The sequence below is a fragment of the Hoeflea sp. genome (assembly GCF_984452065.1).
This window is the reverse complement of sequence record NZ_CFHWAF010000134.1, coordinates 1-12,350: the sequence shown is the minus strand read 5'-3', so window position 1 is coordinate 12,350 and position 12,350 is coordinate 1. Positions and strand designations below refer to the sequence as shown.

Annotated in this window: 11 protein-coding genes; all 11 read right to left on the bottom strand. The window is 61.9% G+C overall.

From position 1 onward, the window contains the following. Positions 1-625: branched-chain amino acid ABC transporter permease (locus tag AC5E6N_RS19730; protein ID WP_491749418.1), on the bottom strand; the 625-nt coding region annotated here is incomplete at its 3' end. Positions 626-631: 6 nt separating this feature from the next. Then, positions 632-1,552 carry a branched-chain amino acid ABC transporter permease gene (locus tag AC5E6N_RS19725; RefSeq protein ID WP_491749417.1) on the bottom strand — a complete coding sequence of 307 codons (921 nt, stop codon included), beginning with the start codon at positions 1,550-1,552 and terminating at the stop codon, positions 632-634. 71 nt (positions 1,553-1,623) lie between these two features. After that, entirely contained in the window at positions 1,624-2,760 is a 1,137-nt protein-coding gene (locus AC5E6N_RS19720; RefSeq protein WP_491749416.1) for an ABC transporter substrate-binding protein, read from the bottom strand. A gap of 20 nt (positions 2,761-2,780) precedes the next feature. Further along, entirely contained in the window at positions 2,781-4,412 is a 1,632-nt protein-coding gene (locus AC5E6N_RS19715; protein WP_491749415.1) for an AMP-binding protein, read from the bottom strand. Continuing rightward, positions 4,409-5,581, bottom strand: coding sequence for an acyl-CoA dehydrogenase family protein (locus tag AC5E6N_RS19710; RefSeq protein WP_491749414.1), 1,173 nt, complete (start codon positions 5,579-5,581; stop codon positions 4,409-4,411). The genes AC5E6N_RS19715 and AC5E6N_RS19710 overlap by 4 nt, the downstream gene beginning before the upstream one ends. A 2-nt stretch (positions 5,582-5,583) precedes the next feature. Next, positions 5,584-6,396 carry an enoyl-CoA hydratase family protein gene (locus tag AC5E6N_RS19705; protein WP_491749413.1) on the bottom strand — a complete coding sequence of 271 codons (813 nt, stop codon included), beginning with the start codon at positions 6,394-6,396 and terminating at the stop codon, positions 5,584-5,586. Next, on the bottom strand, positions 6,393-6,863 hold the full coding sequence (locus tag AC5E6N_RS19700; RefSeq protein WP_491687587.1) for a MarR family winged helix-turn-helix transcriptional regulator: 471 nt from the start codon (positions 6,861-6,863) through the stop codon (positions 6,393-6,395). Before AC5E6N_RS19700 ends, AC5E6N_RS19705 begins: the two co-directional genes overlap by 4 nt. Next, positions 6,860-7,621, bottom strand: coding sequence for an SDR family NAD(P)-dependent oxidoreductase (locus AC5E6N_RS19695; protein ID WP_491749412.1), 762 nt, complete (start codon positions 7,619-7,621; stop codon positions 6,860-6,862). The genes AC5E6N_RS19700 and AC5E6N_RS19695 overlap by 4 nt, the downstream gene beginning before the upstream one ends. A 3-nt stretch (positions 7,622-7,624) precedes the next feature. Next, positions 7,625-9,910 carry a bifunctional salicylyl-CoA 5-hydroxylase/oxidoreductase gene (locus AC5E6N_RS19690; RefSeq protein WP_491749411.1) on the bottom strand — a complete coding sequence of 762 codons (2,286 nt, stop codon included), beginning with the start codon at positions 9,908-9,910 and terminating at the stop codon, positions 7,625-7,627. A 188-nt stretch (positions 9,911-10,098) separates the two neighbouring features. Beyond that, positions 10,099-11,241 (bottom strand): NAD(P)/FAD-dependent oxidoreductase, encoded by a 1,143-nt coding sequence (locus tag AC5E6N_RS19685; RefSeq protein ID WP_491749410.1) that lies wholly within the window; start codon positions 11,239-11,241, stop codon positions 10,099-10,101. A gap of 120 nt (positions 11,242-11,361) precedes the next feature. Continuing rightward, positions 11,362-12,350, bottom strand: a 989-nt coding sequence (locus tag AC5E6N_RS19680) for an aminomethyl transferase family protein (protein ID WP_491749409.1), incomplete at its 5' end; no start/stop codon positions are given.

Here is a 12,350-nt window from a genome sequence, read left to right as displayed (position 1 = left end):
CCTCGTTTTGCCGCGCCACCTGCAGGGCGGCCCCGAAACGCGAATCCCGAAGCCGGGCCGACAAAAACAGGCAAAGCATCAACGCCGCGTAGCAGATCAGGAAGAACTGGATCGGATCGAGCGTATTGAGCCCCGGAAATCCGTTGCGCACATAGATCGAGAGCCCGTCCTCGCCGCCATAGGACGGCCAGGAAATCGCGAAGTAGTAGATCATCTGCGCAAAGGCCAGCGTGATCATGATGAAATAGACGCCTGAGGTGCGCAGCGCGATAACGCCGATCGCCAGGGCAACAAGGGCGCAAACGAGAATCGCAACGATCCAGATCACGATCATGTCGCTGGTGCCGGCGATCGTGAACGGAAATGTCAGCAGCGGCTCCTGGTTGAAGGCATGCGTCGCCAGGATGCCCGCCGCATATCCGCCGAGCCCGAAGAAGGCCGCATGACCGAAAGAGACCATGCCGCCGAACCCAAGCGCCAGGTTGAGCCCGACACCGGCAAGCGCCAGGATGGCAACGCGCGTTGCGAGCGTGATGTAAAAGGTCTCATCGGCCCAAAGTGCCAGACAGGGAACGGCCAGGAGGCCCAGTCCCAGGATCCAGTTGATGGCTGTTTCCCGTGCCATGACCGCTCAGCCCCCCGCCGAGAACAAGCCCTGCGGCCTGACCGCAAGGATGGCCGCCATCAGGATATAGATGGCCATGGAGGCAAGCGCCGACCCCACGGACGTCGCCTGGGAGGCTTCCATGAAGAGCGTGAAAAACTGCGGCAGCAGAATACGGCCGAGCGTATCCACGACGCCGACAAGGATCGCCCCGATCAGTGCGCCCTTGACCGACCCGATGCCCCCGATGACGATCACCACGAAGGCAAGGATAAGAACCGGCTCCCCCATGCCGACCTGCACCGACTGGATCGCCCCGACAAGCGCGCCCGCGAGCCCGGCAAGGGCCGCGCCGAGCGCGAACACGACCGTATAAAGGGTGCGGATATCGACACCCAGCGCGCCGATCATTTCACGGTCCGACTCCCCCGCCCTGATGCGCATGCCGAGCCGCGTACGCGAGATCAGCAGGTAAAGCCCGAAGGCGATCAGCAGGCCGATGGCGATAATGGTCAGCCGGTAGAGCGGATATTGCGCACCGCCCGGCAAGGCAACAGCGCCCTGCAGCGCCTGCGGTATGTCGAGAAACAACGGGAACGAGCCGAAGACCCAGCGCGTGCCTTCCGAAAAAATCAGGATCAGCGCAAAGGTCGCGAGCACCTGATCGAGATGATCCCGGTCGTAGAGCCGCCGTATCACGGCAATCTCAACAACCGCACCGGCAGCGGCCGCGCCCGCCAGACTTGCCACCAGCCCAAGCCAGAAAGACCCGGTCGCCATCGCCACCGTCGCGCACAGGAATGCACCGATCATGTAGAGCGACCCGTGGGCCAGATTGATCAGCCCCATCACACCGAAGACAAGGGTAAGTCCGGCGGCCATCAGAAAGAGCATCACCCCGAACTGGATGCCGTTCAGCAATTGCTCCGTAAAGAGGGCAAGTGTCATCGCTCGCGCAGCCTTCGATGGAGGTCGTGATCAAAAACAGGCGGAGACCGGGTCTCCGCCTGTATGTTGCCTTAGAGCTTGCAGTCTCCGACATAGGCGCTGGAACGATCTTCCAGGCCGACGCCGACGATCTTGTTGGTCAGCACGTCCCCTTCCTTGATGACCTCACGGACATAGATGTCCTGGATCGGATGCTGGTTGCTGTCGAACTTGAAGTCGCCCCTGACGCTATCGAAATTCGCCTCTTTCAGTGCGGCGCGGAACGCGTCCGCATCCTTCACATCGGCTTTGTCCATCGCCGACAGGATCAGATTGGCGGTATCGTAGCCCTGGCTCGCGTAGAGCGACGGCAGGCGGCCGTATTCGGCCTCAAAGGCTTCGACAAAGGCTTTGTTTGCCGGATTGTCGATATCCTTCGACCATTGCGACGAGTTCTTGACGCCAAGCGCGGCATCACCCACGGCCTTCAGGATGCCCTGATCAAAAGAGAAAGCCGGCCCCAGGACGGGAACATCGACCCCTGACTGGGCATATTGCTTCATGAAGGCGATACCCATGCCGCCCGGCAGGAAGAAAAAGACACTGTCTGCATCCGAGGCGCGGATCTGCGCGATTTCGGCGGCGTAATCGGTCTGGCCGAGCTTGGTGTAGAGTTCACCGGCAACATTTCCCTCGTAAAAGCGCTTGAAACCGGTCAGGGCGTCCTTGCCGGCCGGATAGTTGGGCGCCAGGATGAATGTGTTATTAAAGCCCGTGCTGCTGGCATGGCCGCCCATCGCCTCATGGAGGTTGTCGTTCTGCCAGGCCACATTGAAATAGTTCTCGTGGCATCCCTTGCCCGCCAGCATGGACGGGCCTGCATTGGGCGAAAGGTAGAAAACACCTTGCGAGACCGATGGCGGCACCACGGCCATGGCAAGGTTCGACCAGATGATTCCGGTCAGGACATCGACCTTTTCCTTCTGGATCATCTTGTCGGCGATCTGGACCGCAAGGTCCGGCTTGCGCGCATCGTCCTCGACGATCACTTCAAGATCCTTGTTCCCGGCCATCTTGACGGCGAGCAGGAAGCCGTCGCGCACATCGACGCCAAGGCCGGAGCCGCCGCCCGACAGCGTGGTGATCATGCCCACCTTGACGGGGTCCGCGAACGCGGCGCCCATCGTCATCGAAAGTCCGGCCAGCCCGGCCAAAAGCATTTTTTTCATTGCATTTCCTCCCTGGGATTTCAGCCTTGTTTTCTTAGCCTAAAGCGCTGGATCTTGCCAGTCTGCGTTTTCGGCAAGCTTTTGATAAATTTGACGGATCTTGGGTATTTGTAAGGCGCGATCGTCGCCTTGACGTGATCCTGCAGACGTTTGACGGCCGCGTCATCCGCGGCCACGCCGTCACGCAGCACGATATGGGCTTCCACGATTTGCCCCCGCTCATCGTCCGGCAGGCCGATAACACCGCACTCGACGACATCGTCATGCACGAGAAGCGCGGCCTCGACCTCCGAGCCGGCAATGTTGTATCCGGACGATATGATCATGTCGTCGGCGCGGGCGACAAAATGGAAGACGCCGTCTTCGTCCTGTGTGAAGGCGTCGCCCGTCAGGTTCCAGCCGTCGCGCACATAATCGCGCTGGCGCGCATCATCGAGGTAGCGGCAGCCGGTCGGTCCGCGCACCGCCAGCCTGCCGGGCTCACCGCGCGGCTTCTCGTTCATATCATCGTCAACCACGCGGGCCCGGTAGCCGGTGACAGGGGTTCCGGTTGCGCCGGCCTGCGAGCTTCCAACGCGGTTCGATATGAAAATATGCAGGAGTTCGGTTGCACCGATGCCATCGAGGATCGGCTTGCCGGTTTTTTCACGCCACAGGTCATAGACCGGCGGCGGCAGTGTCTCGCCGGCCGATACGGCAATGCGCAGCGAGGAGAGATCCGCCCCCTCCTCCATCGCCGCCAGCATCGCCCGGTAGGCTGTCGGCGCGGTGAAGCAGATCGTCGCTTTATAGGTCTGAATGATATCGACCATGTTGGGCGGCGTCGCGCTTTCGAGCAGTGTCGCGGCGGCACCGAAACGCAAGGGAAAGATTGCCAGGCCGCCCAGACCGAATGTGAAAGCCAGCGGCGGAGAGCCGACAAAAACGTCCTCGGACGTGACCCCGAGGACCTCGCGCGCATATCCGTCCGCAATGATGAGAAGGTCGCGATGGAAGTGCATCGTGGCCTTCGGCTCACCCGTGGTGCCGGACGTAAAGCCGAGCAGGGCTACGTCGTCGCGGCCGGTGTCGATGGCGTCGAATTTGACCGGCTTGTTCAACGCGATCCGGTCGAGTTCCGCGTCATGATTGGCCGTGCCGTCGAAGCCGACGACCTGTTCGAGACAGGCGCTGTCCTTCGCGCATTGAACCAGCTCATCCATCAGCCGCGTGTCGCAAAGGGCAAGGGAAATCTGCGCCTTGTCGACAATCTGGCCGAGCTCGGCAGCGCGCAGCATGGGCATCGTATTGACGACGACGGCACCGGCCTTGGTTGCGGCAAGCCAGCAGGCCACCATAGCGGGGTTGTTGGCCGAACGGATGAGAACCCGGTTGCCGGGTTCGACGCCGTAATCCTCGACCAGCGCATGGGCGATCCGGTTGGTCCAGTCGGCGAGTTCCTTGTAGGTCCGCCGACGTCCGTTTCCGATCAGCGCCGTATGGTCGGCAAAGCCCTTGTCCACCATCACATCGGTCAGTTCGACGGCAGCGTTGAGGCGCTCCGGATAGTCAAAACCGGACAGATCGAACTCCGGCCATGTCTCCGCCGGCGGCAGGTTGTCCCGCGCGAACGTATCGGAGTGGGCGCTCGGCCCGAGGTCCATCTGTGTCATGACGCTGCTCCCGCACCGGCCAAGGCCAGCGCCTGCCTCGCAATAACGATCTTCTGCACGTCCGAGGCGCCCTCATAGATACGCAACGCCCGGATGTCTCTGTAAAGGCGCTCGACAATATGGCCGCTGCGCACGCCGTCTCCACCATGGATCTGCACCGCCTTGTCGATGACCTCCTGCGCCCGGTCGGTGGCATAAAGCTTCGCCATGGCCGCTTCGCGCGTGACCCGCGGCGCGCCCATATCCTTGGTCCAGGCGGCCCGGTAGATCAGCAGCGCCGCGGCATCGACATCGAGCGCCATATCGGCGATGTGTCCCTGCACCATCTGCAGGTCGAAGAGCGGCGCACCAAAAAGTTCACGTTTGGCTGCCCGGCCGACGGTCTCGTCAAGCGCGCGGCGCGCAAAGCCGAGCGCCGCCGCGCCGACCGTCGAACGGAACACGTCCAGCACCGACATGGCGATGCGGAACCCGCCGCCCGCCTCGCCGATCAAGGCCTTGCCGGGTATTCGACAGTTTTCGAAGGAAAGCCGCGCAAGCGGATGCGGTGCAATCACATTGATGCGTTCTGCAATGTTCAGTCCCGGCGTGTCGGCCGGCACAACAAAGGCGCTGATCCCCTTGGCGCCCGGCGCCTCGCCGGTGCGGGCGAAGACCGTATAGACATCGGCAATGCCGCCGTTTGAAATCCAGGTCTTTTCGCCGTTGAGGACGAAACCGTCACCGTCGCGGTGCGCCGACATCTCCATATTGGCGACATCCGATCCGGAGCGCGGTTCCGAAAGGGCGAATGCCGACAGAGCCTTCCCGCTTCTCGTTTTCGACAGCCACGCATGCTGCTGCGCCGAGCCGAAGAAGGACAACGCCCCCGTTCCAAGGCCCTGCATGGCAAAGACGAAGTCGGCAAGTCCGTCATGGCGGGCAAGGATTTCGCGCGACAGACACAGGGTACGGACGTCCAGTGCCGAGGACGCATCCCCCGGATCGATTGCCGTCGGCGCGAGCCAGCCGGCATTGCCCAAAAGACCGGCAATCCGCCGGCAGCTTGCATCCGTATCCTCGTGGTCGATATCGGAGAGGTTTTCGCCGACCCAGGCATCGAACCGCTCATAATGATCGCGGTGCCGGTCTTCAAAAAACGGCCAGTTGAGGAAACTGAGATCCGCCATGGTCAGTCGCCCTCGAACACCGGCTTCTCTTTGGCGACGAAGGCGTCATAGGCGCGCCGGAAATCCCGCGTCTGCATGCAAATGGCCTGCGCCTGCGCTTCGGCCTCTATGGCCTCGTCGATGGACATCGCCCATTCCTGCTTCAGCATGGTCTTGGTCATCATGTGACCGAAATTCGGGCCGTCCGCCAGCCTGCGGGCATAGGCGATCGCTTCGTCCTCAAGCGCACCGGCATCGATCAGCCGGTTGAAGAAGCCCCAGCGCTCGCCCTCATCGGCGGTCATCGTGCGCCCGGTGAAAAGCAATTCGTTTGCCCGGCCCTGACCGATAATACGCGGCAGGATTGCGCAGGCGCCCATATCGCAGGCGGCGAGCCCGACGCGCGTGAACAGGAAGGCCGTTTTCGCCTCCGGCGTCGCGAAGCGGATATCGGACGACATGGCGACGATCGCTCCGGCCCCGACACACACACCGTCGACGGCCGCAATGATCGGCTTGCCGCAGCCGATCATGGCCTTCACCAGGTCGCCGGTCATGCGGGTGAATTCCAGCAGCCCCTTCATATCGCGGTCGAGCAGCGGACCGATAATGTCATGCACATCCCCGCCCGAGCAGAAATTGCCGCCGTTGGACCCGAACACCACGGCATCGACGTCATCGGCATAGACCATGTCCCGGAACGTATCGCGCAACTCCGCATAGCTGTCGAATGTCAGCGGGTTCTTGCGTTCCGGCCGGTCAAGTTTGATGACGGCAACGCGTCCGTCCATCTGCCAGTTGAAATGTTTCGGCTTGAGACCCGCCAGTTCACTCATCGTACCCGCACTCCCCTGATCTGCATGTTGTCGAGGAGCTCGACAAGAATGTCGGCATCCTCGTCGCTCAGCATGTTGAGCATCGAAGCAATCCAGCTTTCATGCACGTGCGCCATGTGAGCAAACTCTTCGCGGCCCTTTTCCGTCAACCGGACGATCATCGCCCTGCGGTCGCCGCTGACAGGGACACGTACCACAAACCCGTCGGTCACCAGCCGTTCGACGATACCGGTGACATTGCCGTTCGAGACCATCAGCGCGGATGACAGGGCCGTCATCTTCATACCGCCCGGCTCGCGATAAAGCGCCGCCATGACATCAAAGCGCGGCAATGTGGTGGCGAATTCCACACGCAGGCGTTCGCGGATTTCCGCTTCCATCTGCCGCGAGATCTTGAGCATCCGCAACCAGATGCGCAGCTTCTGCTTGTCGCGCTCCGCGCCGGCGGCCTCTGCGACCACGTTCATACTTCACCCCCTGAAACAGATATGGCCTGACCGGTGATTGCCCCCGAATCCGGTCCGCAAAGCCACAATACCGTCCGGGCCACCTCCTCCGGCTTGATGAACCGGCCCATCGGATTTGTCCGCAGCAAGGCCTTTTCCGCGTCCGCCCGTTCCATTCCGGTCTTGTCCATGACATTTTCCAGCGCGCGGTGGAGCATCGGTGTCTCGGTATAGCCGGGGCATATGGCGTTGACCGTGATACCGCTTGTGGCGATCTCCGCCGCCAGGGACCGGGTCAGGCCGATAACGCCGTGTTTGGCCGCGCAGTAATGGGCGACATAGGGGTAGCCACGCAGCCCGGCGACGGAAGCAATCGTGATCATGCGGCCCCAGTCCTTTCCCTCCATCGCGGCAAATCCGTTATGCAGCGTCAGGAAAGTGCCGGTCAGATTGACGTCGACGGTACGGCGCCAGTCTTCGACCTCAAGCTTCGCAAAAGGCGACGCCTCCGCGACGCCAGCATTGGCGATCACGATATCAACGCCGCCATGCTCGTCGCACAGGGAGGAAAACAGCGATGCAACGCTGTCCGGATTCGTGACATCACAGGTTTTGGCGGATACGCCATCGGCCGACCCGGCGACCGCGTCGAGCGCTTCGCGCCGTCGGCCGCTGACGGTCACCGTCGCTCCCTTGTCGGCAAGGGCCAGCGCAATCGCCGCGCCCACGCCGGACCCGCCGCCCGTCACCACCGCATGTTTTCCCGACAGTTTGGCCATGATCTAAACCCTGATCGCCTGTGTTTCGCCGCGCTCCGTCAGCCGGACAAACTGGTCCCGGCCGGCGAGATAGGGCAACGGCCATGCGGTCTGGGCATCGCCGAGGCCGGCAGCCGTGTGCAGCGTCCAATAGGGATTGGAAAGATGCGGACGCGCCAGGCAGACGAGGTCCGCCCGTCCGGCCATCAGGATCGAATTGACGTGGTCTGCTTCATAGATATTGCCGACCGCCATGGTCGCCATATCCGCTTCATTGCGGATCCGGTCCGAAAATGGCGTCTGGAACATGCGCCCGTAGACCGGCTGCGCGCGGATCGACGTCTGGCCGGCGGATACATCGCAGATATCGACACCGGCGTCCTTGAGCATGCCGGCGATCGCCACAGCCTCGGCGGGCGTCACGCCCTCATCGCCGACCCAGTCATTTGCAGAAATGCGCACCGAGATCGGTTTTTCGTCCGGCCACACGGCACGCACCGCGCGGTAGACCTCAAGCGGGAACCGCATGCGGTTTTCCAGCGAACCGCCATATTCATCGTCGCGCCGGTTTGTCAGCGGCGTAATGAAGGAGGACAGGAGATAACCGTGCGCCGCATGGATCTCCAGCATGTCGAAACCGCAGGCCTGCGCCATCTTCGCCCCGGCGACAAACTGTTCTGTGACGCGGTCCATATCGTCCCGGTCCATCGGTTTCGGCGTCTGGCTTTCAGGCGACCATGCGACATCGGACGCGGACATGATCGGCCAATTGCCGTCTTTCAACGGCGCATCCATCTGTTCCCAGCCAAGTTGCGTCGAGCCCTTGGCGCCGGAATGGCCGAGCTGCATGCACACCTTTGCCGACGTTTCGGAGTGGATAAAGTCGACGACACGGCGCCAGGCCGCCTCGTGCTCCGGCGCATAGACGCCGGGGCAGCCGGGCGTAATCCGCCCCTCCGGACTGACGCAGGTCATTTCCGTGTAGATCAGCGACGCGCCGCCCTTGGCCCGTTCGCCGTAATGAACCAGATGCCAGTCGGTCGGACAGCCGTCGACGGCCTTGTACTGGGCCATCGGCGACACAACCACCCGATTATGCAGATCCATCTCGCGCAGCCGGTATGGCGCAAACATGGGGGCGCGATGCCCGTTGGCGCCGGCCCGGGCCTGGAACCAGCCCTCCGCGCGCTCCATCCAGCCCTTGTCGCGGACGCGCAGGTTCTCATGGCTGATACGTTGGGAGCGCGTGAGCAGGGAATAGTTGAACTGGACCGGGTCGAGGTGCAGATAGCGCTCCACATTCTCGAACCATTCGGTGGAATTGCGCGCCGCCGACTGCAGGCGCAGAACCTCGACACGCCGCTCATCCTCGTAGCGCTCGAACGCGGCGCTCATCGACGGCTCGCTGTGCAGATAATCGGCCAGCGCGACGGCGCTCTCCATGGCAAGTTTCGATCCAGACCCGATGGAAAAATGCGCCGTTGCGGCGGCATCTCCGAGCAGCACGATATTGTCATGCGACCAGCGTTCGCAAAGCACGCGCGGGAAGTTGAGCCAGGCGGAGCCGCGAATATGATTGGCGTTCGACATCAGCGCATGGCCGCCCAGATGTTCGGCGAAGATCCGCTCGCAGGTCGCGATGGATTCTTCCTTGCTCATATCGCCGAAGCCGAACTTCTTCCAGGTCTCCTCACGGCACTCGACGATGAACGTCGCCGTGTCGGCATCGAACTGGTAGGCATGCGCCCAGATCCAGCCGTGCTCGGTCTCTTCGAAGATGAATGTGAACGCATCATCGAATTTCTGATGCGTCCCGAGCCAGACGAACTTGCATTCCCGGACATCGATCTCCGGACGGAAGGAACCGGCAAACTCCTCCCGGGTCCGTGAATTCAGTCCGTCGGAGGCGACAACCAGATCGTAGTCTTTCGCGTAAGCCGCGGCGCTGTCGATCTCCGTCTCGAAACGCAACTCCACTCCAAGCGCGCGCGCCCGCTCCTGCAGGATCAAGAGCAGCTGACGTCGGCCTATGCCGCAAAAACCATGCCCCGTGGAAAGCTCTTTCGTGCCGCGATAATAGACCGCGATATCGTCCCAATAGGCAAAGTGGTTGCGTATCTGCTCCGCACTTTCAGGATCGTTGCGCCTAAAATTGTCCAGCGTTTCGTCCGAAAACACGACACCCCACCCGAACGTATCGTCCGGCTTGTTGCGCTCGAACACCACCACTTCGTGGGCCGGATTGCGCAGCTTCATGCTGATTGCGAAATAAAGGCCGGCCGGCCCTCCTCCAAGGCATGCAATACGCATCGGCACATCCCTGCTTTACGTCATTCGGCCTGTTTTACGTCGTTCGGCTCCGCGTTTACGGGCGCGGGAAACGTTCAATGGGCAAATGGTGCCATTCCCTTCAATTTATTTCAAGCTTAAAATTTTTAAGCTAAACATATTTTTTCCACTGCAGCCAAGGTATGATCGACGCTGTCGCGCGAGTGTTTTCAGTGAACACGTGAAAACCGCCTCGGGGAAAGCTCATCAATACCGAAACCGAGATCGCCCGTCACCGGTCCTGGCTCGGTGGATTTTATCATCGCGGCCGCAATCCGAGACAGGCCGGGTGCCGACTGGATGCCATAACCCCCGTGTCCGGCCAGCCAGAACAGCCCGTCAACGGCCCCGTCATAGCCGCACACCGGCACGCCGTCGGCGACAAAGCTGCGCAGGCCCGCCCAGCAATGCTCAACCCGGTGCACATCGACGGAGAAAGCCTTCTGTATGCGGTCGATGCAGATCGCCACATCGATCTCCTCGGGCTGCGCGTCGCACGGGGCCGACGGTGTCTCGTCGGCCGGCGAGATCAGAAGACGGCCGGCATCCGGCTTGAGGTAGAACTGCTCATCCACATCGACCACGGCCGCCCATCTGGCGGGGTCAAGCCCGTCCGGCGCGGCAATGTTCAGGGCTGTGCGCCTCCTGGGTACGAGGCCGACCGGTTCAGCGCCGAGCATCGATGCCAGTTCGTCGGCCCAGGCGCCCGACGCATTGACGACAACCGGCGCGCAGACGGTGCCGCGACGGGTCGACAACTCCCAGACCCCGTCCTTGCGTTGAGCCCCGTTGACCGCGGCATCGACCAGCAATTCGCCGCCGCGCCTGCGCAATCCGCGCAGATAGCCGTGATGCAGGGCGTGCACGTCGATATCGCTCGCATGTTCTTCATAAAAGGCGGCATGCACATAATCGGGCCGCAACAACGGCGCCAATTCAGTGATCTCGGTATCAGCCAACCGGACAACGGGTCCGTCATCGAGCTGGCGGTTCAACTGTTTCACGCTGTCGCTCTGATCTGCCCGCGCGACATAAAGCACACCGCGCCGTGACAGGAGAGGCTGGTCACCGAAGATTTCCGGAGGGTCCTCAAGAAACCGTCGCGACAGGCCGGTCAGGGCCCGGATCGGATGAGGACCATAGGTCTCCGAGAAGACCGCCGCCGAACGCCCGGTCGCGTGATAGCCCGGGTGGCTCTCCATCTCCATGACGGCCACATGGGCATCGCTCGCCAGCTCATAGGCCACGGAGGCGCCGGCCATTCCGGCACCGACAACGGCAATATCGAAATGACGACGGGATGTCTCTGTCAATACCGGCTCCGCATTCGAAAGGCCGCACGACTAGGTGCTGCGGGAGTTTCGTCCGAGTCGAACAACCAGCAGTTTAGTGGCTCTTTCAGAAATGCAAAGGGGCATTCTCGCCAATGTTGTTTACAGTCTGATCCGCTCGTTTGTCGGGTCGTATAAAGGCTTCAGACTGGCGCTCGCGGCAATCCGCCGGCCGGCAACCTCAATCTCGAAATTCGAAGCCAGCATATCCTTCGCGGTCTCCCCGTTGCGCACGGGCACATAGCCGAGGCCGACCGCGCCGCCCAGATGGTGGCCGTAGTTTCCGGAAGTCAGATAGCCCACGACATCGCCATCGCGCACGATGGGCTCGGTGTGAAACAGCAGCGGCTCGGGATCATCGAGCAGGAATTGAAGCAGGCGGTTCTTCAATCCCTCCTCCTTGCGCGCGATCACGGCCTCGCGGCCGATAAACGGGCCGAATTTACCGTCTTCCTTGCCGGTCTTGACCGCGAACCCAAGGCCCGCTTCCAGCACGTGATCCTCATCGGTGACGTCGTGGCCGAAATGCCGGTAGCCCTTTTCCATGCGGCAGCTGTCAAGGACATGCATGCCGGCAAGGCGCAACCCCTCGCCCTCGCCCGCTTCCATGATCGTATCGAAGACATGCCGGGCCATATCGGCGGAGACATAGATTTCCCAGCCGAGCTCGCCGACATAAGTAATACGGTGCGCGCGCACCGTCGCCATGCCGAGTTCGATCGTCTGGAACGTGCCGAACGGAAAAGCCTCGCTCGACAGGTCGGCCGGTGTAACCTTTTGCAGGATCGTACGGGCATTCGGACCCATGACACCGAGCACCGCCTCGGCGGCCGTCATGTCGACGGCAATGCACCGTGCCTCCCGCGGGATATGCCGTTTCAGCCAGCTGAAATCACGCGTCACCACGGCAGCGCCGGTGATGACCATGAACCGGTCGGCGGCAAGGCGCGAGACCGTCAGATCGGCCTCGATGCCGCCGCGCTCGTTGAGCCATTGCGTGTAGACGATCCGCCCGGGTTCGACATCGATGTCGTTGCCGCAGATGCGCTGCAGGACATCCATGGCATCCGGGCCCTCGACGAGGAACTTGC

Coding starts and splice junctions, on each gene's coding strand:
- AC5E6N_RS19725 (WP_491749417.1), bottom strand. CDS start 1,552: ATGACACTTGCCCTCTTTACGGAGCAATTGCTGAACGGCATCCAGTTC.
- AC5E6N_RS19720 (WP_491749416.1), bottom strand. CDS start 2,760: ATGAAAAAAATGCTTTTGGCCGGGCTGGCCGGACTTTCGATGACGATG.
- AC5E6N_RS19715 (WP_491749415.1), bottom strand. CDS start 4,412: ATGACACAGATGGACCTCGGGCCGAGCGCCCACTCCGATACGTTCGCG.
- AC5E6N_RS19710 (WP_491749414.1), bottom strand. CDS start 5,581: ATGGCGGATCTCAGTTTCCTCAACTGGCCGTTTTTTGAAGACCGGCAC.
- AC5E6N_RS19705 (WP_491749413.1), bottom strand. CDS start 6,396: ATGAGTGAACTGGCGGGTCTCAAGCCGAAACATTTCAACTGGCAGATG.
- AC5E6N_RS19700 (WP_491687587.1), bottom strand. CDS start 6,863: ATGAACGTGGTCGCAGAGGCCGCCGGCGCGGAGCGCGACAAGCAGAAG.
- AC5E6N_RS19695 (WP_491749412.1), bottom strand. CDS start 7,621: ATGGCCAAACTGTCGGGAAAACATGCGGTGGTGACGGGCGGCGGGTCC.
- AC5E6N_RS19690 (WP_491749411.1), bottom strand. CDS start 9,910: ATGCGTATTGCATGCCTTGGAGGAGGGCCGGCCGGCCTTTATTTCGCA.